General features: G+C 33.5%; 21 protein-coding genes and 1 pseudogene. 18 read left to right on the top strand and 4 right to left on the bottom strand.

Features of this window, described 5'->3' with window-relative positions; genetic code table 11:
- The first annotated feature begins 44 nt into the window (after positions 1–44).
- The 6 genes and pseudogenes from HMPREF9129_RS01165 to HMPREF9129_RS01135 all read left to right on the top strand — a co-directional run bounded on the left by HMPREF9129_RS01165 (position 45) and on the right by HMPREF9129_RS01135 (position 6,044).
- Positions 45–581 carry a DUF3783 domain-containing protein gene (locus tag HMPREF9129_RS01165; RefSeq protein ID WP_004819461.1) on the top strand — a complete coding sequence of 179 codons (537 nt, stop codon included), beginning with the start codon at positions 45–47 and terminating at the stop codon, positions 579–581.
- A 37-nt stretch (positions 582–618) separates the two neighbouring features.
- Positions 619–1,841, top strand: a pseudogene (locus tag HMPREF9129_RS01155) (M18 family aminopeptidase).
- A 540-nt stretch (positions 1,842–2,381) separates the two neighbouring features.
- The gene (locus tag HMPREF9129_RS01150) at positions 2,382–3,155 is read left to right on the top strand and encodes a LamB/YcsF family protein (RefSeq protein ID WP_004819454.1); all 774 of its coding nucleotides are present in this window, start codon (positions 2,382–2,384) and stop codon (positions 3,153–3,155) included.
- An 8-nt stretch (positions 3,156–3,163) separates the two neighbouring features.
- Complete coding sequence (locus HMPREF9129_RS01145; protein WP_004819453.1) at positions 3,164–4,360, top strand: NRAMP family divalent metal transporter; 1,197 nt, start codon at positions 3,164–3,166, stop codon at positions 4,358–4,360.
- 9 nt (positions 4,361–4,369) lie between these two features.
- Positions 4,370–5,113: a 5-oxoprolinase subunit PxpB gene (gene pxpB, locus HMPREF9129_RS01140; protein WP_004819451.1), complete on the top strand. Its 744-nt coding sequence runs from the start codon at positions 4,370–4,372 to the stop codon at positions 5,111–5,113.
- Complete coding sequence (locus HMPREF9129_RS01135) at positions 5,106–6,044, top strand: 5-oxoprolinase subunit C family protein (protein WP_004819449.1); 939 nt, start codon at positions 5,106–5,108, stop codon at positions 6,042–6,044. Before pxpB ends, HMPREF9129_RS01135 begins: the two co-directional genes overlap by 8 nt.
- 84 nt (positions 6,045–6,128) lie before the next feature.
- Here HMPREF9129_RS01135 and msrC read toward each other — a convergent pair whose 3' ends face one another.
- Positions 6,129–6,572 (bottom strand): free L-methionine (R)-S-oxide reductase MsrC, encoded by a 444-nt coding sequence (gene msrC / locus HMPREF9129_RS01130; RefSeq protein ID WP_004819447.1) that lies wholly within the window; start codon positions 6,570–6,572, stop codon positions 6,129–6,131.
- A complete protein-coding gene (locus HMPREF9129_RS01125; protein WP_004819446.1) occupies positions 6,565–7,317 on the bottom strand; it encodes an IclR family transcriptional regulator in 753 nt (250 codons plus the stop codon). The genes msrC and HMPREF9129_RS01125 overlap by 8 nt, the downstream gene beginning before the upstream one ends.
- 116 nt (positions 7,318–7,433) lie before the next feature.
- Between HMPREF9129_RS01125 and HMPREF9129_RS01120 the strand changes: the two genes are divergently transcribed.
- From HMPREF9129_RS01120 to HMPREF9129_RS01075, 10 genes are all read left to right on the top strand, one after another.
- A complete protein-coding gene (locus tag HMPREF9129_RS01120) occupies positions 7,434–8,327 on the top strand; it encodes a DUF2232 domain-containing protein (RefSeq protein ID WP_040552120.1) in 894 nt (297 codons plus the stop codon).
- Between the two features lie 8 nt (positions 8,328–8,335).
- The gene (locus HMPREF9129_RS01115) at positions 8,336–10,339 is read left to right on the top strand and encodes a DHH family phosphoesterase (protein ID WP_004819442.1); all 2,004 of its coding nucleotides are present in this window, start codon (positions 8,336–8,338) and stop codon (positions 10,337–10,339) included.
- The gene (rplI, locus tag HMPREF9129_RS01110; RefSeq protein ID WP_004819440.1) at positions 10,336–10,782 is read left to right on the top strand and encodes a 50S ribosomal protein L9; all 447 of its coding nucleotides are present in this window, start codon (positions 10,336–10,338) and stop codon (positions 10,780–10,782) included. The genes HMPREF9129_RS01115 and rplI overlap by 4 nt, the downstream gene beginning before the upstream one ends.
- Positions 10,782–12,116, top strand: coding sequence for a replicative DNA helicase (dnaB, locus tag HMPREF9129_RS01105; protein ID WP_004819438.1), 1,335 nt, complete (start codon positions 10,782–10,784; stop codon positions 12,114–12,116). The genes rplI and dnaB overlap by 1 nt, the downstream gene beginning before the upstream one ends.
- 8 nt (positions 12,117–12,124) lie before the next feature.
- On the top strand, positions 12,125–12,982 hold the full coding sequence (locus HMPREF9129_RS01100; RefSeq protein WP_004819435.1) for an undecaprenyl-diphosphate phosphatase: 858 nt from the start codon (positions 12,125–12,127) through the stop codon (positions 12,980–12,982).
- A gap of 96 nt (positions 12,983–13,078) precedes the next feature.
- On the top strand, positions 13,079–13,303 hold the full coding sequence (secG, locus tag HMPREF9129_RS01095) for a preprotein translocase subunit SecG (protein ID WP_040552117.1): 225 nt from the start codon (positions 13,079–13,081) through the stop codon (positions 13,301–13,303).
- Positions 13,304–13,318: 15 nt separating this feature from the next.
- Positions 13,319–15,319: a sodium-translocating pyrophosphatase gene (locus tag HMPREF9129_RS01090; protein WP_004819432.1), complete on the top strand. Its 2,001-nt coding sequence runs from the start codon at positions 13,319–13,321 to the stop codon at positions 15,317–15,319.
- Between the two features lie 168 nt (positions 15,320–15,487).
- Complete coding sequence (locus HMPREF9129_RS01085; RefSeq protein ID WP_004819430.1) at positions 15,488–16,384, top strand: DMT family transporter; 897 nt, start codon at positions 15,488–15,490, stop codon at positions 16,382–16,384.
- Positions 16,374–17,303, top strand: a complete 930-nt coding sequence (locus HMPREF9129_RS01080) for a magnesium transporter CorA family protein (protein ID WP_004819429.1) — start codon at positions 16,374–16,376, stop codon at positions 17,301–17,303. The genes HMPREF9129_RS01085 and HMPREF9129_RS01080 overlap by 11 nt, the downstream gene beginning before the upstream one ends.
- A gap of 112 nt (positions 17,304–17,415) precedes the next feature.
- Positions 17,416–18,036: a cytidylate kinase-like family protein gene (locus HMPREF9129_RS01075; protein WP_004819427.1), complete on the top strand. Its 621-nt coding sequence runs from the start codon at positions 17,416–17,418 to the stop codon at positions 18,034–18,036.
- Positions 18,037–18,050: 14 nt separating this feature from the next.
- Here HMPREF9129_RS01075 and HMPREF9129_RS01070 read toward each other — a convergent pair whose 3' ends face one another.
- Complete coding sequence (locus tag HMPREF9129_RS01070; RefSeq protein ID WP_004819424.1) at positions 18,051–18,344, bottom strand: glutaredoxin domain-containing protein; 294 nt, start codon at positions 18,342–18,344, stop codon at positions 18,051–18,053.
- Positions 18,341–18,796 carry a DUF188 domain-containing protein gene (locus tag HMPREF9129_RS01065; RefSeq protein WP_004819423.1) on the bottom strand — a complete coding sequence of 152 codons (456 nt, stop codon included), beginning with the start codon at positions 18,794–18,796 and terminating at the stop codon, positions 18,341–18,343. The genes HMPREF9129_RS01070 and HMPREF9129_RS01065 overlap by 4 nt, the downstream gene beginning before the upstream one ends.
- 64 nt (positions 18,797–18,860) lie before the next feature.
- On the opposite strand from HMPREF9129_RS01065, the gene HMPREF9129_RS01060 reads away from it, so the two are divergent.
- Together HMPREF9129_RS01060 and HMPREF9129_RS01055 are read left to right on the top strand one after the other, a co-directional pair.
- Complete coding sequence (locus tag HMPREF9129_RS01060) at positions 18,861–19,106, top strand: pro-sigmaK processing inhibitor BofA family protein (protein WP_004819420.1); 246 nt, start codon at positions 18,861–18,863, stop codon at positions 19,104–19,106.
- 8 nt (positions 19,107–19,114) lie between these two features.
- Entirely contained in the window at positions 19,115–20,215 is a 1,101-nt protein-coding gene (locus HMPREF9129_RS01055; protein WP_115312010.1) for an LCP family protein, read from the top strand.
- Positions 20,216–20,367: the final 152 nt, after the last annotated feature.

Raw genomic sequence — 20,367 nt, 5'->3', positions numbered from 1 at the left:
ACCTTAGTGTATTATACTATACATAGACTAAGGAAGGGGAAAATATGAAAAAACAACTTCTATATTATGGATTTGACGCAGAGCGTCTTGAAAAAGTAATAACTGTGGCTGAAAAATTTGGAATTGAGACAAATGAAGTTAGACAAGAAGATTTGGAGCAAAAGGTAGCTGTATTATTTAATCTTGAAGGTTATGAGAGAGAAGATGTAGATTATATTGATATTCCGAAAGTAGAGATGTTATTATTCGGAGATTTAGATAGGAATATTCTACAATCTTATCTAATGGCACTTAAAGAAAAGGAAGTGGTTGTTCCGTATAAAGCAGTGATAACTGAAACTTCAAAAGATTGGAAATTTTCTTATTTATTAGAGCATATAAAAGATGAACACGAAGTTGTTCAATTGTTTAATCAATTGGGCAAACTAACTAAGAAAGCGCAAAAGAAATTAGATACAGTAGGTAATTCTGAACTTAGAGAGGCAATAGATTATGCCCTTTCTATTAGAGAGATAAATGGTGTGGAGAAAGAGGATATACTGCCAAGATATAATAGATTAAAGGAGGCACTAGGTGAATAGTAGAGTAGAAGGCCTTGTGAATTTTATAGACAAGTCCATGACTGCACATTTCGCAGTTAAAAATATGGAGAACTTGTTAGTTGAAAATGATTATACGGAATTGAAGTTGGAGGAAGAGTTTAAATTAAATGGTAAAAAATTCTATGTGAAAATAGATGATACAGCTCTTCTTGCAATTAACATAGGCGATAAAAAATTAGAAGATGGTTTTAAAATTATAGGTTCTCACACCGATTCTCCGACCTTTAGAATAAAGAGAAATCCTGTGATGAAAAGTGCCGGAAATATCATATTGAATACAGAAGTTTATGGAGGACCAATTTTATATACTTGGATGGATAGACTTTTATCAGCAGCCGGAAGAATTAGTTTTTTAAAGAAGGAAAAATTGTAACTGAACTAATAGATTTTAAAAAGCCGATTTTTACAATTCCATCTTTGGCAATTCATATGAACAGAGAAGTTAACAAAGGGTTTGAATTTAATGCTCAAAAACACACATTACCTCTAATGGCATTGGATAGTGAAGAGATGAAAGAAGACTTGCTATTAAATGAGATGGCAAAGATAAAGGGAATAGATTCTAAAGATATTTTAGATTACGATTTATACATCTATGATACAGCTAAGGGAGAATTAGTAGGTCTTAAAGAAGAATTTATTTCTCAAGGAAGACAGGATAACTTATTTATGGCTTATACAAGCTTAATAGCTCTTTTAGAGTCGAATGCATCAGGGATCAATGTGTTCTTGGCAACGGACAATGAAGAAGTTGGTTCAACATCTTATGCTGGAGCTGATTCGCCAGTGCTCGGCAGGATTCTTGAGAGAGTTGCAATAGCACTTGGAGCAAATAGAGAAGAATATCTAAGAGCTTTAGAAAATTCTTTCTTGATATCAGCAGATGCAGCTCATGCAGTACATCCTAATTTTACTGAAAAAGCAGACCCTACTAATCAACCGATACTAGGGGGAGGTCCGGTTATCAAATATGCAGCTAGTAGATCATATACTTCAGATGCATACAGCGCTGGAAAATTTATAGATATGTGTACTAAAGCCAAGGTTCCATTCCAAACTTATCACAACAGAAGTGATGTAAAGGGAGGTTCTACAATAGGGCCTATTTCACAATCACAAATAGCTATTAAATCTGTAGACATAGGCATGAGCACGCTAGGTATGCACTCAGCAAGAGAGCTTACAGGAGCTTCAGATGTTGCTCACTTTATAAATGTGTTTAAAGAATTTTATAAATAACAAAAACGGACTGTTTAAAAACAGTCCATTTTTGTTATGTAAATAAAATTAAATTTGATATTAATGATATGAGTGAGGCTTTAATATATACTTAGTCATGCTTTTTAAAAAATTTTTGTATTATTAAACAAAGTATCACTACAAGAATTGAAAAAACTAAAACTCTATTATTAAGCAAGGATAATTTTTCGGAATGGGATAGGTGTGAGTAAATAATACCACGTTTATTAAAAATAAGCTGAAACTAAAGTGAATACAAAGATATTGCGTAGCACGTATTTTATATTTTTAATAAAAATAGCTCCTTAAATAATTTTTTGTTATTAAAATCATTATAGCATGATAGCAAATTAAAACATATTCAAAAAAATAAAGTGATTCAAAATGGTTTAACAAGTAAAGACTAAAAATATTTTTTACACATAGTATTGCAATAAAGATATAAAGGTAATAAAATTAGTTTAAGAGCGAGTGAAATAAACGTGAAAACGTATTCTAAAGTGATTCGTTCTTAATTTTACAGTAGAGGAGAATCAAATTATGGAATTTTATGTTGACTTGAACAGTGACATAGGAGAAGGTTATGGCAGTTATAAGTTGGGGATGGATGATGAAATCATAAAGTATGTTAGTAGCATAAACTTGGCTTGTGGCTGGCATGCAGGAGACCCTATGATTATGGACAAAACTGTAAAGCTTGCAATTGAAAATGGAGTAAAAGTTGGAGCACACCCTGGCTATCCGGACCTTTTGGGATTTGGAAGAAGAGCTATGACTATAACTAGAGAAGAGGCTAAAAATTATATGTTGTATCAAACAGGGGCTTTAATGGCATTTGCCAAAGCTAATGGAACAAAGTTACAACATATGAAATTGCACGGCGGATTCTATAACAAAGCTTGTGTTGATCCTGAATTGGCGGCTGGAATAATAGACGGTATAGAAGTTTTAGATAAAGACATAATTTTAATGGTTTTAAGTGGAAGTTACATAGCAAAAGAGGCAAAGAAGAGAGGACTTAGAGTAAGCGAAGAAGTATTTGCTGATAGAGGATACAATCCAGACGGAACATTAGTCAATCGTTCTCAACAGGGGGCATTTGTAAAAGATATAAAGGATGCATTGCCAAGAGTAATAAGAATGATTAAAGAAGGTAAAGTTACAGCCGTTGACGGAACGGATATAGACATAAAAGCTGACTCTATATGCGTTCATGGAGACAATCCACAAGCAATGGAATTTGTTCAACAGATAAGAGTGGGTTTAATTGAAGCGGGAATTGAAATAAAGCCCGTAGATGAATTTATAAAGTGAGGTAATTTATGGAAAAGAAAAAGACAAATTGGTCGGTTCTTTTAGGGGCAGCTTTCCTAATGGCTACTTCTGCAATAGGACCTGGATTTATGACACAGACAGCAAAATTCACAAATGATTTACATGCTGATTTTGCTTTTGTAATATTTGCTTCAATAATAATGAGTTATGTTGCTCAACTTAATGTTTGGAGAGTTATAGCAGTTTCAAAACTAAGAGGACAAGATATAGCAAACAAAGTATTGCCTGGGTTAGGATACTTTATAGCATTTTTAGTAGCTCTTGGTGGATTTGCATTTAACATAGGAAATGTTGGTGGAGCTGGACTAGGGCTAAACGTAATATTTGGTATAGACACAAAACTTGGAGCAATAATTGCCGCCCTATTAGGAATAGTAATTTTTACTTCAAAGTCAGCCGGTAATGCAATGGATAAACTAACTCAAGTGTTAGGAGCCGGCATGATACTTTTGATAGGTTACGTATGTATTACTACTGCGCCTCCGGTTGGAGAAGCTGCTGTTAGAGCAGTTGCACCTACAGAATTAAACAATACTATTCCTGCAGTACTAACTCTTCTTGGAGGAACTGTTGGTGGATACATAGTATTCTCAGGCGGACACAGATTAATTGATGCAGGAATAACTGGTGAAGAAAATTTACCACAAGTTACTAAGTCTGCAACAATGGGAATAGGAGTTGCTCTTATAGTTAGAATTTTATTATTCTTAGCTATTCTTGGAGTAATATCATCAGGAGGACAACTTGACCCTGAAAATATAGCGGCGTCAGCTTTTAAAATAGCAAGTGGAGAAGTTGGTTATAAGATATTTGGTTTGGTATTTACTGCGGCGGCGATTACTTCAATCGTAGGTTGTGCTTTCACGTCAGTATCTTTCTTAAAAACTCTTTTCAAAGTAGTTGAAGAAAAAGCTAATTTATTTACAATTGGTTTTATAGTAATCTCAACTCTTGCATATGTTTTAATAGGCCAACCACAAACACTACTTGTATTGGTAGGAGCTTTAAACGGATTGATTTTACCAATAACTTTAGCAGTTATGCTTATTGCAAGTAAGAAGAAATCAATAGTAGGGAATTATGAACATCCGATGGTTCTTTTCTACTTAGGATGGGTTGTAACAGCACTTTCATTCTATTTGGGAGTGACAACAATGGTTACTAAATTATCTACTTTCTTCTAAGGAGGAACTATGTATAATGAAGTTAAATATCTCATAGCTGGAGACAGAGCCATAGTTATGGAGTTTGGAAATGAGATAAACAAAGATATAAATGCCAAAATCAGAAGTACTATGGCGGCGATAGATGGCAATATAGAAGGAATAGTTGAAATGACTCCAACATATAGATCTATAACAATAGTATATGAACCTGAGAAGTTGAGTTATAGTGATTTGGTTGAGCAGTTAAAGAAATATGAGAGTGTTTCTTCAAGTGATGGAGAAGAAAAAGTAAATCTTATAGAAATTCCAACTCTATACGGTGGAGAGTATGGTCCTGATATGGATTTTGTAAAATCGAATGCGGGTCTATCAGAAGAAGAGGTTGTAAAAATTCATACAGGGACTGATTACTTAGTTTATATGCTTGGGTTTGCACCGGGGTTCACTTATTTGGGTGGAATGGACGAGCGAATTGCAACACCAAGATTGAAATCTCCAAGATTAAAAATTGAAGCTGGTTCTGTTGGTATAGCAGGAAGTCAAACTGGGATGTATCCATCTGAATCACCGGGTGGTTGGCAGTTGATAGGAAGAACACCACTTAAATTATACAATCCGGAAGCGGAACCGCCAGTGTTTATACAAGCTGGAGATTATATAAGATATGTGAGTATAGATGAAGAAGAGTACAATAAAATAAAAGCTGAAGTAGAATCTGGAAACTATAAAGTCAATGTTAGACGTGTAGAGGTAGGTGAGTTGAATGGCTAAAGTAGAATTTATCATGGGAGGTGTACTCACTACCGTTCAAGATTTTGGGCGAATAGGATATCAAAAGTTTGGCATAGGACAAGCAGGAGTAATGGATGAATATAGCTATGAGTTGTCAAATATTTTAGTTGGCAATAAAAGCGGTGAAGCTGTATTTGAAATAACTTATTTGGGACCAACTTTAAAAGTTGATGAAGACGTAACTTTTGCTGTTACAGGTGCTGATGTTACACCTAAAGTAGACGGTGTAGAGGTTGCAATGTATGAAACTCACTTATTAAAAGCGGGAAGCACGCTAAGTTTTGGAAAATTAAAATCCGGGATGAGAGCTTACTTGGCTTTTAGTGGAGAGATAGGCGTTGAAGAATTAAATGGAAGTAAATCAACTTTGATAAAAAGCAAGATAGGTGGCTACAAAGGAAGAGCTTTAAAACCGAAAGATGAACTTGAAATTTTAAATGCAAGAGATTTTGTGAAGAGAGTTATTCCTAAAAAGTACAGACCTGTTATGAGTCAATTTGCAGTTTTAAGAACTGTTTTAGGGCCACAAGATGATTATTTTACAGAAGAAGGTATCAAAAAATTCTTTATGTCAGGCGGATATACGATAACTAAAAATGCCGACAGAATGGGGATTAGATTGGATGGAAACCCATTGGAATTTAAGAAGGGAGCAGATATAATATCTGATGGAACAGTTAAAGGTTCTGTTCAAGTCCCTGCAGATGGCAGACCTATTGTGTTGATGGCAGACCGTCAGACAACAGGTGGATATACTAAGATAGCAACTGTAATAACACCGGATATTTGTAAGTTGTCACAAATGGCTCCAGATGGAAAAGTTTTATTCCAGCAAGTTTCTATAGAAGAAGCACAAAAAATATATAAAGATTATCGCAAAAAAATAGAAGAAATTAGAAATTTAGTATAAAAGTTAGGTGTCGGTTATAAAGCCGGTACCTTTTAAAATTTAAAAAGGATATGCATATTATTTATAATACACATATCCCAACGATTACATCTTTTTTGAAACTATATATGAAACTTTTTCTAAAAAGTCTTTTTCAATCTTTGAAAATCTATCGAATGAAGTTGAATCTATATCAATCACTCCAATCGGTAGGTCATTTTTTGTAATTGGAACAACTATTTCAGAATTACTTCGAGAATCACAAGCTATATGGCCATCAAATTTATGAACATCAGCGACGATTAGTGTTTCACGTTTTTCAAATGATGTACCGCAAACGCCTTTTCCAATTTCAATTTCAGTGCAAGCTACTCTACCTTGAAATGGTCCAAGCAATAGTTTTTCATTTTCTAACATATAAAACCCCGCCCAAGAAACATCTCCCATTTCAAATAATACGGCTGAAACATTTGCCAAAATTGAAACTTTATTTTCTGTTTGAGAACAGAGAGATTTTATTTTAAATAAAAGTTCTTCGTAGTTATTCATTCTTTCCTCTATAGCCTAGACGTTTTGAAAGTTCCAAGGCTGCTCCTTTTACATATTTAATCATCTCGTCAACTTTATCTTTTGACCTGTATTCTGGCGTCACTATACCTATGGAAGCTATGAAGTCACCTGTATGGTTAAATACTGGGGCTCCAAGGCCGATGGTATCTTTTATGTACTCTCCTTCTGAAATTGCAAGAGATTTTTCTCTAATTTTTTGAAGTTCAGATTTTAATTGTTCTATATCCACAGGACCGGTTGAGTATGGATCCAATTCAAGTTTTAAGTAAGAATTTATAAAATCTTCTGGCTGGTATGCAAGAACCACTTTCCTTATAGCGCCTTTATGCAGAGGGATTTGTCTTCCAAAATTTTCAACGATTTTCAATGTTTCAGAGCCTTCGGCTTTTCCTATGACAACTCCGGTATTTTCAGAGCGTACTACCATAAATGAGTCCTCATTAGTTTCGTCTGAAAGTTTTCTTAAAATAATATCAGCCTCGCTTTGTAGACTTATATTTCCTGAAGCTGCCATGCCTATTGAAATAAGTCCGGGACCAAGTTTATATAAGTGGGTATTGTTGTCTTTAGTTACAAACTCACAAGCTATTAGTGTAGATAAAATTCTGTGAGTTGTACTTGGTGGAATTGATATGGCTTCTGAAATTTCTGCGATAGTGAATTCGCGGCTATCTTGTTTCATATATTCGAGTATATTTGCTGCTTTAATTAAACTTTGAATCATATTAACTCCTTTCCTACACGTTAGTGAAATTATACCATAATATGCATATAAATAGCATATTAACAAATATCTATTTTATATTTAGTCGGTATGGTAAAATAAAAAATAATAAGGAGATGATTGAAATTACAAATTCAACATTAAATAAGTTTATATTGGTGACAAGAGCAGTGCTTATTGCTGCGATTGGAATGGTTTTTCCACCGGCATTTTTATTTTTACCGGCTATTTTCGTTGGGGAAGCTATATCAGGAGGCGTTATGAACGCTTTTTCGCTGTTTTTTGTTGCCAATGCACTACTTACTATGATTTCTTTAAATTATGCCATAATAGTTTTTACATTATTTGGACCAATGATTTTAGTGTTTCACTGGATGATGCATAAAAATTATGATCAAAATTCAACTGTAGTTTTGGCAGCGGTAATGTTTTTTATTTCTATATTTGTAACTTCATATTCTTATGGAGTTAGCCCTGAAATGTTAAAATCAAAAGAAGTTTTAGAAAGTTTTATACAAATACAAAATAATATGAGTATCGAAAAGCTGTCAACTGCAGAATGGACTATGCTATATAATAGGTCGTTGCAATTGATGCCAGCTATGTTAGTTATAATTTCTCTTTTGTTAAGTTATGTAACATATCACTTATCAATAAGAAAGCTTATCTTAAAACAAGGATTAAAATTAAACTATCAACCATTTATTTATTTTAATCTACCGAAAGGAATATTATTTGTAGGAGCTTTTTCAATAGCTGTATTATATAGTTTTGGGGATATATTATTTGAGTCACCTAATTTAGTTATAGAAAACTTAATTTTAGTATTTTCAAGCATACTATTTTTATTGGGAATGAGTGTTATAATGTTTATACTAAACAAGATTAAAGCTGGAAGGTTTATAAAAATTTTAGTGACTCTTTTTGGATTTTTAGTTCCGGGAGCACAGTTTATTTTTATAGCTATGGGTATTTTGGACAATATATTCAACTTTAGAAGGCTTGCGTGAGGTGAAAGATGGATTATAAATTTGATTTAAAAGACTTTAAAGGATTTATAGTAGTTGTTGCTATATTGAGCATAGGACTTTTATATTTCAAGCCTTGGTTAGGTATTTTGGGACTTCTAATTTTGGTTTATTTGATATACTCAGGTAGTAAGACTATAGAAGAGTACAACCAAAAGTCAATTGCGATGGTTGAAACAATAAGCAGAGACTTTGACTCGATAACAAAACATGCTATTTTTTCAATGCCTTTTCCAATGGTAATAACAGATGAAAATGCGAATGTAATTTGGTACAACACAACTTTCTTAAACATATTTGAAGATGTTGAAATTATGGAGATGAATGTTTCTGAGTTGATTCCTGAAATAAACTTTGAAAGTGTAATTGAAGAGCCCAATGATGAAGATTTAACTGCAAAATTAGGTTCTAAATCTTATAAAGTTTATGCGAATGTAGTTGACGTCAAAAAATCTGACTCAGATAGAAATAAATTAATTCTATTATACTTCGTAGATAAGACTGATTATGATGTTTTGAGAGATAAATATGTCTCAGAATATCCAATAGTTGCAAAAATAGAAGTAGACAACTATGATGAGGCAATGGATTCTGCACCGACTGCCAACAGACCACAGTTAATAGCTGAGATAGATTACTTGGTAAGAGGATATTTTCAAAGTTATGATGCTCTAGTTAGAAAGTATGATGACGATATGTACCTAGTTGTCATGACTTTTGGAGCATTAAAGAGCATAAAGGAAAAGAGATTTGATTTACTTGACGATTTAAGAGAGTTAGATATGGGAAATTCCATACCTATGACACTTTCAATAGGGGTATCATCTTTTGGACTTAACTTTAAGGAGTCGGTGGACGAAGCTGACACTTGCTTAGACCTTGCACTTGGACGTGGAGGAGACCAAGCAGTAATAAAAGTTGAGGACAACTATGAATTCTTTGGTGGTAAGTCAAAAGCTGTTGAAAAGAGAAACAAAGTAAAGGCAAGAGTTTTAGGGGTTGCCCTAAAACAACTTATCGATGGAGCAGAAGATGTCTATATAATGGGACATAAAAATGCCGATATGGATGCTATAGGTTCAGCGATAGGTATTTTAAGAGCTGTATTGAATAGAAATGTTGAAGGGTATATTGTTTTAAATAAGAGTAATCCTTCAATATCAAATCTTCTTGATAGAATGAAAGAAGAAGAGCCTGAAATTTTTGAGAAGATAATTTCATCAGAGCAGGCAAAGAGTAATATAACACCTAAGTCTTTAGTGATATTGGTTGATAATCATAAACCAAACTTTACTGAAAGTCCTGAACTTTTAGATTTGACAACACAAATAGTTGTAATAGACCACCATAGAAGAGGTAAGGAATTTGTAAAGAATCCTGTACTGACTTATGTTGAACCTTATGCATCATCTACAAGTGAACTTGTAACTGAGATGTTAACTTATATGAATGATGAATTAAATTTAACTCACTTTGAGGCTGATGCATTGATGAGTGGTATAGTAGTTGATACTAAGAATTTTAGTTTCCAAACAGGGGTTAGAACTTTTGAAGCAGCATCAATATTAAAACGTGCTGGTGCAGATATGATAAAGGTAAAAAACTTGTTTCAAGATGATTTAGATACACTTCAAAATAGAGCTCAAGTAGTGCACGCTACAAAGGTAGTTTGTGATGAGGTGGCAATTTCAAGGCTAGATAAAAAGGCTGCGAATTCTATATTGATAGCGGCACAAGCTGCTGATGAATTACTTGATATAAATGGAATAAGGGCAAGTTTTGTAATGACTCCGGTAGATGATGAAATTCACATTTCAGGGAGGTCATCAGGGGATTTTTCAGTGCAGTTGATACTTGAAAAATTAGGAGGCGGAGGACATCTTAACATGGCTGGAGCCAGACTAAAAGTAGAATCTCTAGATGAAGCTGAAAATATTTTAGTACAAGCAGTGGAAGAGTATATTGACGAACAGAAAAAGGGAGAAAATATATGAAGGTAATTTTATTAAAAGACGATAAAAATTTAGGAAAAGCAGGGTCTCTTGTTGAGGCAAAAGACGGATATGCAAGAAATTTCTTGATACCAAGAAAGGTTGCCATAGAAGCTAATGAAGAGAACCTTAAAAAATGGGAAGAAGATAACGAAAAGAGAGCAGAAGAAGAAAAGAAAAACAGAGCTGAATTCACTGAAGTAAAAAAGAAGATTGAAGCAGGTAAAGTTGTAATAAAAGCTAAATCTGGTGAGGGGGGAAGACTTTTTGGAGCAATAACTTCTCAAAATATAAAAGAAGCTCTTGAAGAGCAACTTAAAATAACGTTAGACAAGAAAAAAATTGAATTAAGCGAAAACATCAAGATGGAGGCCACAAAAACTGTACCTGTAAAATTGTATCCTGGAATAACTGCAAATTTAAAGGTAACAGTTGAGGCAGAATAATGGAAGATTTAAATCTCAAAGTACCTCCTCACGTCACTGAAACGGAACAGTCAGTGCTTGGTGCTATGATGTTATCTAAAGATGCCATCACATCGGCTGTAGAAATTTTAAGAGCTGAAGATTTCTATTCAGAGATTCATGGTGAAATATATGGAGCCATAACTTCTATATACAATAGAAATGTTCCGGTTGATGTGATGACTACAGTAGATGAACTGAAAAAGAGAAATAGTCTTGAAGATGTTGGGGGGATTAGCTATATAGCAAGTTTGAGTTCTTCTGCAGGTTTAGTCTCAAATACAAAATATCATTGTGAGATAATCAAAGAAAAGTCTACACTGAGAAAGTTGATAGCTGCCTCAGATGAAACTATGTCGAGCGCGTATGCACAAGATGCAGATTTGGATATGATTATAGAAAAAGCTGAGTCGAATATATTTAATATAACTCAAGCCTCTCATAGAATTGGACTTTCGCCAATAAAAGAAACTCTGCTTGAATCATTTGCTGCAATGGAAAAACGTGCACAAAATCCAAACTCGCTAACAGGAGTTACTACAGGTTTTGAAGATTTGGATAGACAGTTGAGTGGTCTACAAAAGTCGGACTTAGTGCTTTTGGCGGCAAGACCATCGATGGGAAAGACTGCTCTAATGGTAAATATAGCAACAAATGCAGCGCTAAGAGCAAAGGCAAAAGTTGCAATGTTTTCTCTGGAAATGAGTAAGACTCAGTTGGTTGACAGAATCATAGCTTCAATAGCACATGTGGATTTACAAAAGATAATATCTGGTAATTTGACAGCAGATGACTGGGAAAGAGTCATAAATGCAATGCCAATAATATCTGAACTTGAAATTGAAATAGATGATACAGCAGGTATTTCTCCGTTGGAATTAAAAGCCAAGTGCAGAAGACAAAAGATGGAAAAAGGCTTGGACTTGGTGGTTATAGATTATCTTCAACTTATGCAAATGAGTGAAAAAGTTGAATCGAGAACTCAAGAAATTTCAGCAATTTCAAGGAGCTTAAAAGCTATAGCAAAAGAGCTTGAAGTGCCGGTGCTTGCACTGTCTCAACTTTCACGTTCGCCAGAAGCAAGAGCTGACCACAGGCCTATTCTTTCAGACCTTAGAGAATCAGGAGCTATAGAACAAGATGCCGACGTCGTAATGTTTCTATTTAGAGATGAGTACTATACAAAAGAAGAGTCAGAAAAACCAAATATTGGCGAAGTTATAATTGCAAAACATAGAAATGGACCAACAGGTACAGTGGAACTGATATTTAGAAAAGAATTTACTAAATTCTTAAATAAAGAATATGGTTCATAGGAGGGAAGATGGAGTTAATTAAGATAATAATTTTGGGAATTGTAGAGGGTATTACGGAATTTTTGCCGATATCATCTACAGGACATTTAATCTTAGTTAGTGAGATTTTAAAATTACACTCACAAAGCTTTGAAAATGCGTTCTCAGTAATAATTCAATTGGGGGCAATTTTAGCAGTAGTGCTATTGTATTGGGATAAATTAAACCCAATATCAAAGAAAAAATTATCCTCAAGTATTGTAGAAAATGAATCGCATTTATCTATTTCAGATAGATGGCACTTACGAGATAAGAAAACTATGAGATTGATAGCAAAGGTTATAATAGGATTTTTACCTGCTGCAGTTTTAGGTTTTCTATTTGATGATATAATAGACAAGTACTTATTTAATCCAACTGTAGTTGCGATAACATTGATAATCTATGGTGTGATAATTATATTTATGGAAGACAAGAAAAAATCTGAATTTAAATATGAAGACATTGATGAGCTAAGTGTAGTGGATGCTTTTAAAATAGGCGTGTTCCAATGCTTAGCGATGATACCGGGAACTTCAAGAAGTGCAGCTACAATAATTGGTGGAATGACTCTTGGCTGTAACAGGACAACAGCAGCGGAATTTTCATTTTTCTTGGCAATTCCAACAATGTTAGGTGCAACAGCTTTGAAGGTATTGAAGATGGGAACATCGTTTACAGTAAGTGAGTGGTTCTATATTTTAGTGGGTTTTGTAATCTCATTTGTAGTAGCATATGCTGTAATAACTAAGTTTATGAGTTACATTCAAAAACACGATTTCAAAGTGTTTGGAATGTATAGAATAGGGCTTGGCGTACTAGTAATTTTATTTTTGAAGATATTTTAGTATAAAAAGGCTTGAAATTAACGGTTTCAATTGATTTTGAAAATTTATTGTGGTAGAATTAATGCATTGTGGATAAATAAAATAGGAGGTTTTACAGTGGAATTATTTTTAACAGTAATTATTGCCATTTCATCGCTCGTTTTAATTGGCACTGTGGTAGTTACTGAGAGTGCTCAAGCAGGACTTGGCACATTACAGGGAGAACAATCAAATCTATGGGGAGAACATAGAGGAACAAGCAAGAAGGAAATTGAAAATCGCATTATAACAGTATCATCTATAATATTTTTAGTTTCCGTAATAGCACTTTCAGCAATATAGGGGGTATACGGAAGAATGAACGTTTATATTTTAGCTATAATAGCCGGAGTTTTAGCATTAGCTTTTGCTTTCTTTAAAGCGTCTTTTGTGTCTAAACAAGATCCGGGAAATGAAAGAATGAGGGAAATTTCTTCATATATACAAGACGGTGCAATGGCATTTTTAACAAGAGAATACAAAGCACTTGTAGTATTTGTAATAGTTCTTGCAGCAATTTTAGCTGTTGGACTTCACAGTGTGGCAACGGCTCTATGTTTCATTGCAGGAGCTATTTGTTCAGTAATCGCAGGTTATGTGGGTATGAGAGTGGCAACACGTGCAAATGTTAGAACTGCAAACGCAGCTAATGTTTCAGGTCTTGCAAAAGCACTTGATATCGCATTTTCAGGTGGTGCTGTAATGGGTATGTGTGTTGTAGGTTTGGGGATCATAGGCATCACAGCAGCTTATATGTTAACTCAAGATACAACTATAGTTACAGGATTTTCACTAGGGGCTTCTTCAATCGCTCTTTTTGCAAGAGTTGGTGGTGGTATATACACTAAAGCGGCAGATGTTGGAGCTGACCTTGTAGGTAAAGTTGAAGCGGGAATTCCTGAAGATGATCCAAGGAACCCAGCTGTTATCGCTGATAATGTAGGTGATAACGTAGGGGACGTTGCAGGTATGGGTGCGGACTTATTTGAATCATATGTTGGAGCTCTTTTATCAGCTATCACTTTAGGAGTTGTTGCATATCAAGAAAATGGTATAGCGTATGCTCTATCAATAGCAGCAGTAGGTATAATCGCTTCAATTATAGCAGTGTTTTTTGTAAAGGGAGATAAAGACCCTCAAAAAGCTCTAAATGTTGGAGAATACATCGCAGCTGGAGCTAGTATAATTGCAGCAGCTGTATTATCAAATATGATATTTGGTAACTTTAAACCATTTGTTCCCGTAATCGCAGGTATATGTGTTGGACTTATAATATCTAAAATAACTGAGTACTATACAGCGGACGAATACGCTCCAGTACGAAGAATAGCATCAGAATCTGAAACAGGTTCTTCTACAAACATAATTTCAGGACTTTCTGTAGGAATGATGTCTACAGTTGGACCAATCATAGTAATCGCTATTGGTATAATGGTTGCCTTTATAGGTGCTGGTGGAAATGAATCATCAGTTCACGGATTATTTGGTATAGCTCTTGCAGCAGTAGGTATGCTTTCAACTACAGGTATGACAATTGCAGTTGACGCTTATGGGCCTATAGCTGACAATGCTGGAGGTATTGCAGAGATGTGTGAACTTCCAGAAGAAGTAAGACAAATAACTGATTCACTTGATGCAGTAGGTAACACAACAGCGGCTATTGGTAAGGGATTTGCAATTGGTTCAGCAGCTCTTACAGCCTTAGCACTATTCGTTTCATATATCAACGCAACAGGATTAGAAGGAATTGACGTATCTAAACCAGAAGTTATTGCCGGAACGTTTATCGGTGGTATGCTTCCATTTGCCTTCTCTGCTTTGACAATGTCAGCAGTAGGAAATGCAGCTTCTTCAATGATTGATGAAGTAAGACGTCAATTTAGAGAAATCCCAGGAATCATGGAAGGTAAAGCAACTCCTGAATATGCAAAATGTGTAGACATTTCTACAGGAGCAGCTCTTAAAGAAATGATTGTTCCAGGAGTAATAGCAGTAGTAGTTCCAATAGTAGTAGGTCTATTACTTGGAGCAGAAGCTCTAGGTGGATTACAAGCCGGAGCTCTTATCACTGGTGTATTAATGGCAATCTTTATGTCAAACTCTGGTGGAGCTTGGGATAATGCTAAGAAATTTATCGAAGGTGGAGCACACGGTGGAAAAGGTTCAGAAGCTCACAAAGCAGCTGTAACTGGAGATACTGTAGGGGACCCATTCAAGGATACTTCAGGACCTTCATTAAATATTCTTGTAAAACTTATAACAGTAGTATCATTAGTATTTGCACCACTATTCGTAGCATTTGGTGGAAAATTATTCTAAGATATTTAAAGCACAGGTTAAATTGCCTGTGCTTTTTTGCGCAAAATTTTAAGGAAAATTAAAATAAATATTTAAATTGCTAAAAGATAATAATTTTTAAAGTGTCTTTAAAGTTTAATTTAGGTCTGTTACACTGTGTATATAAGTTATTTATTGGGAGAAATATTTATGGATAAAAATAAATTAAAGGCATCTATCTATTTACTAGTTGCAGCGGCAATATGGGGTTTGACATTTGTAGCACAGAGTAAAGGTATGGAATACATAGGCACAATGACGTTTTCTGCATTAAGATGTTTGATTGGCGGATTTGTGATACTTATTATGAGGATGAATCCGTTTTTAAGAAAAGCTATACTTGATGAAGAAAGTGTTGTCGTAGATCAAGCAGCTACAAGAAGAGGGGGAATCCTAACAGGAATAGTGTTGTTCTGTGCAATGAATATACAGCAAATAGGAATAGTAGATACAACTGTGGGTAAGGCGGGTTTTATAAGTGCACTCTATATAATAATAGTACCGATACTCATGATGTTTAGAGGGCATAGACTGTCTAAAAAACTAATAGTTTGTATTGTACTATCTGTAATAGGAGTTTATTTATTGTCAGTTAAAGAAAATTTATCAATAAATAAAGGGGATTTAATAGTTTTTATTTCCACTGTATTTTTCTCTGTTCATATGCTTATAATAGCGTACTATTCTCCGAGAACAGACGGATTGAAATTTAATGCTTATCAATTTATAATATGTGGACTTTTAAGTACAGTAGGAGCGGTTTTATTTGAAACCATTTCATTAGAGGCTATAAAGTTGGCGATGTGGTCAATACTTTATGCTTCAATAATGTCAAGTTCTGTGGCATTCACATTACAGATAATGGCTTTAAGACACATAGATGCGGCTTTGGCATCTTTGATAAGTTCAATAGAATCAGTTTTTGCAGCGGTAGGTGGTTATTTAATACTTGGAGAAATTTTAACTAAAAGAGAATTAATAGGATGCCTGTTGATGTTTATTGCAATTATGGCTGCACAGTTGGGAAATAAAGAAAATGGAAAATAAATATTATATTGAGAACAATAAATTGACAATGTCAGAAAATGGTGAAAAGTTTTTTTGGATAGAACTTATAAATCCTAATCAACAAGAAATAGATGAAATACTTACAAAATATAAAATTCCAAAGGACTATATATACTCTGTGCTAGATGATGAAGAAGTTCCAAGAGTTGAAGTTTGGGAAAGTGGGGCAGCTAATTTATTTTTACTAAGTCATCCAATAAAAATAAATAATTGTAGTTATATAACAAGACCGATATCAATGATAATGGTTGATGGAATTTTGATTACAGTTTCTACTGAAAATTTGAAGTTGATAAACAAAGTTAAAAATTCTTATGAAGAGAAAGGTTTGGGAGAAGATAGCGAGAGTTTATCTACAGAAATTGCATGGGCAATTTGTTCTGAATTTGTAAAAAGTGTTAGAGAATTAAATGAAAGTATAGAAAAGATTGAAAAGACAGTTCTGAAAAATAGTGATGAAAAAGCTTTTTCAGATATGATAGTGATACAAAAGTCGCTTATAAAATTTAGTATGGCAACCAGAGAAAATGGACCGGTAATAGAAAAGATGTTCGAGTCATATTCTAAATTAAAAAGTGATAAGGCATCTGAATTGTTACATGATTTGCTTGTTGAAAACAAACAAGCTCGAGTGATGATTGAAGAGTCTACAACTATAATGGAGAATTTATCTGATTTGTATTCAAATTTGATTTCACATAAATTGAATGTTGTAATGCAAGTTTTGACTTCTATAACAATAGTGATGACTGTACCAACTATAGTTGGTGGATTGTGGGGAATGAATGTAAAACTTCCGATTGAAAATCATCCGGCGGCATTTTGGATTTTGGTACTGCTTAGCATGGTAATATCTTGGTATATAGTGAGGATATTAAAGAGAAAAGGCTATCTATAGAAATTATTTAGTGCAATCTTAGAAATCATCATCTAATTTTTAATAAATTATTTATTCTAATGTGAGATAATATATTTAATAAGGAAGTGGTGAAGATGAATTTTTTAATAAATTGTTAGGTAATGCAAATGTATCTAATGATGTAATATATACAATTGACAGAGAACATGGTACTGGAGCTTTTGAGATAGCTTCGATACTTGGCAAAAAATTAAATATTGAAGTTTATGATGAAGACATAATAGAGTTAAAAACCTTGGAGAGCCAAGTAGACCCTTCAAATGTAAAAAAAGATGATACATTTTTACAGGGAACCGTGTATGATTTATACAGAGAAAATTATTCTTATTCACAAGAAGATATCACGAGTAATGACGCACAATTTTTAGCTAATTCAAAAACAATAAGAGATTTAGCTAAAAAAGGTTCTTGTATAATGATGGGGAAGTGTACAAATTATGTTTTGAGTACGGGAAAAATATTCAATGTTTTTTTGACCGCACCGGAAGAATATAGATTAGAAAAGATAAAAAATAGATATAAATATGACAATGCAAAAGCTAAAAATGAAGTTCAAAAGATAGATGCAAGGAGAAGAAACCATTATCAAAAGTATACAACAGGACAGTGGGGCTACTCCTCAGATTATGATATAACAATTGATGTATCAAAATTTTCTGTACAAGATGTAGCAAATATAATATTAAGAGCATCTGAATTAAAAAAATATTAAAAATTAGGAGATATTTACAAAGTCGTAGTTATCTCCTTTTCATTAAAATTATAAATTTTTAAGTCGAGCTCAGATGAGAAAGAATAAAATTTTTCTCCATCTCCAACCATTATAGATGGTACACCAACTTGACAATTAGCTTTTATAGAGTTGAAAAAAGAATCTTTGTCTCTATATTTTAAGAAAGCTTTTAAGTTAGCCATGGATTCGGTAATGTCGATTATTTTATAGTCGAGTGAAGAGTTTTCAAAAGCTTCTAAAGCTGGGGGACAATCTGGACATAAACTTGATATAAATAGTGTTATCATAAAACACCTCCTGTTTGATTTGCAAAGTTAGATAAAAAATTTCTAACAGAAGCTATAAAATTTTGAGTATCTATTTTTTTGCGTGCACTAACTTTTGAATATATACCCTTTTTTCTAAGATTTCTGTTAGCATGTCTAGTGTCTAAGTGGAACAAAATATTATCGTTAGTTATATGATTTCCATAAAAGTCTATAACGTATGAGCCCTTTGCCAAGATGAGAGCTGATAGAGCTCTGTCAGCAGTTATAGTTAAGTCTTCGTGTTCAACGTGGTTTGCAATATATAAATCTGCAGAGTCAGAAGATATGTCAACACTAACAACAGTTGCATATTCGCTTTTTATGTTGGTTAGATAATTTTTAACTATTATTAATTCTACATTGTATTCTCTTGCTAAATTTATTAGTTCAGAAGTAATGGGAGAACCATCAGCATCAAGATAAATCTTCATTAAATCACCTCTTATTTTAAATAGTGTGATTACATGATATAATAAAAAATTAGGAAGTGAAAGTATGGAACTTTATGTTGTAGGTGCAATAGTTGCGATACTATCTGCATTAATTATATTTAAGTCTATAAAAATAGTTGTTAAAGTTATATTAAACACAATCATAGGAGCTATAATTCTCTATGTTGCAAACATTTTATTGAGCTCTTTTGGTATTTACATAGTAATTAAACCAATAGTGGCATTTTTGACAGGCTTATTGGGAGTACCATTCGTTATAGCTTTAATCATACTGAAATTATTTATTTGAGGTGTAGAGTGAAATATGTATTCAGAATAGTCGCAGTTTTAATGCTGTGCTTGTTAGCAGGGGTAGTTTTGCTATTATACAGAATAAAACCTGATTATGAAAACAAGGGAAAAATTAGTTTAAAAGACAAAAAAGAAGAATCTATCCTAGACACTAAGGGGACGGAAGTTTTTAACAATGATGAAGTGTTGAGAGTGCTTGTTTTAGGAGTTGATAAAACAGCTACTAAACAACTTTCAGAAGAAAAAAATGGAATGAGAAGCGACACGATAATGTTATTCTCAATTGATCCGGTAAGTAAAAGGGTACAATTACTATCAGTTCCAAGAGATTCTTATGTGAGGATTCATGGATATGATAAAAATAAAATAAATGCTGCATTTAGCGATATAGTTTATCCTAAGGGAGGATTAAAACTTGTGGCTTCTACAGTTGAAGATTTATTGAATGTGAAGATAGACCACTATGCTTTAATAGATTATAAAGCAGTTACACAAATTGTTGATGCTGTTGGGGGAATGGATGTAGAGTGGGATAGACCTGACTATATTTACAAAGATGATTGGGTAGTGCCACCTTTAGAAATAAGCATGAAGAGGGGAATTAACCATTTAGATGGTAAAAAGGCAGTTGACTATCTCAGAATAAGAAAAGCTTATGAAGGTCAAGATATAGATAGGATAGGAGCGCAACAAGGATTTTTGATGATGCTTTTTGAAAAATTGAAGTCACCTGCAATGCTATTAAAAATTCCAGAATTACTTGATATTGTTGATGAGTTTGTGGAAACAGATTTGACTTATGGACAAATGGTTACTTTAGCAAGGTTTGGAATTGGAATAGATAGAGAAGACATTTCAACAGCTACCCTTGAAGGGGTACCTGTAAATGGTGTAAAGATTGGCAGAGATAAAGTTTCTGTTTACAAGATAGATGAAAAATTTGCAAAGGAAGTATCTCTTAGAAGTGAAGTTGTAGAATCTGAAGACAGTGTAGAAAATGGAAGCACAAATGTTTCAAATAAAGACAATGATGAGAAAAACGATAAGAGAAATTTAGATTCAAATAACGATAGAGAATCCAAGAAACAAGGTAAGAAGAAAAAATAGTTTTATAAAATTTAAACTTTATTTAAAATAAGCTCAGAAGTTTCTGGGCTTATTCTTTTAATGTAAGGAGACTATTTTATAAAGGACAATTAGAGAAAAAATTAAAGGATTTAATCTTAATTCTATTTGGAATTTAAAATTCATAGAAAATA

It is taken from the genome of Peptoniphilus indolicus ATCC 29427 (assembly GCF_000227315.1).
In the GTDB taxonomy this organism is placed as follows: Bacteria; Bacillota; Clostridia; order Tissierellales; family Peptoniphilaceae; genus Peptoniphilus; species Peptoniphilus indolicus.
The sequence above is the reverse complement of the archived record's forward strand: the minus strand, read 5'-3'. Positions and strand labels throughout refer to the sequence as shown.

Bases quoted from the DNA above. Each gene is read 5' to 3' on its own strand.
- HMPREF9129_RS01165 (WP_004819461.1), top strand. From the start codon at position 45: ATGAAAAAACAACTTCTATATTATGGATTTGACGCAGAGCGTCTTGAA.
- HMPREF9129_RS01150 (WP_004819454.1), top strand. From the start codon at position 2,382: ATGGAATTTTATGTTGACTTGAACAGTGACATAGGAGAAGGTTATGGC.
- HMPREF9129_RS01145 (WP_004819453.1), top strand. From the start codon at position 3,164: ATGGAAAAGAAAAAGACAAATTGGTCGGTTCTTTTAGGGGCAGCTTTC.
- pxpB (WP_004819451.1), top strand. From the start codon at position 4,370: ATGTATAATGAAGTTAAATATCTCATAGCTGGAGACAGAGCCATAGTT.
- HMPREF9129_RS01135 (WP_004819449.1), top strand. From the start codon at position 5,106: ATGGCTAAAGTAGAATTTATCATGGGAGGTGTACTCACTACCGTTCAA.
- msrC (WP_004819447.1), bottom strand. From the start codon at position 6,572: ATGAATAACTACGAAGAACTTTTATTTAAAATAAAATCTCTCTGTTCT.
- HMPREF9129_RS01125 (WP_004819446.1), bottom strand. From the start codon at position 7,317: ATGATTCAAAGTTTAATTAAAGCAGCAAATATACTCGAATATATGAAA.
- HMPREF9129_RS01120 (WP_040552120.1), top strand. From the start codon at position 7,434: ATGATTGAAATTACAAATTCAACATTAAATAAGTTTATATTGGTGACA.
- HMPREF9129_RS01115 (WP_004819442.1), top strand. From the start codon at position 8,336: ATGGATTATAAATTTGATTTAAAAGACTTTAAAGGATTTATAGTAGTT.
- rplI (WP_004819440.1), top strand. From the start codon at position 10,336: ATGAAGGTAATTTTATTAAAAGACGATAAAAATTTAGGAAAAGCAGGG.
- dnaB (WP_004819438.1), top strand. From the start codon at position 10,782: ATGGAAGATTTAAATCTCAAAGTACCTCCTCACGTCACTGAAACGGAA.
- HMPREF9129_RS01100 (WP_004819435.1), top strand. From the start codon at position 12,125: ATGGAGTTAATTAAGATAATAATTTTGGGAATTGTAGAGGGTATTACG.
- HMPREF9129_RS01090 (WP_004819432.1), top strand. From the start codon at position 13,319: ATGAACGTTTATATTTTAGCTATAATAGCCGGAGTTTTAGCATTAGCT.
- HMPREF9129_RS01085 (WP_004819430.1), top strand. From the start codon at position 15,488: ATGGATAAAAATAAATTAAAGGCATCTATCTATTTACTAGTTGCAGCG.
- HMPREF9129_RS01080 (WP_004819429.1), top strand. From the start codon at position 16,374: ATGGAAAATAAATATTATATTGAGAACAATAAATTGACAATGTCAGAA.
- HMPREF9129_RS01070 (WP_004819424.1), bottom strand. From the start codon at position 18,344: ATGATAACACTATTTATATCAAGTTTATGTCCAGATTGTCCCCCAGCT.
- HMPREF9129_RS01065 (WP_004819423.1), bottom strand. From the start codon at position 18,796: ATGAAGATTTATCTTGATGCTGATGGTTCTCCCATTACTTCTGAACTA.
- HMPREF9129_RS01060 (WP_004819420.1), top strand. From the start codon at position 18,861: ATGGAACTTTATGTTGTAGGTGCAATAGTTGCGATACTATCTGCATTA.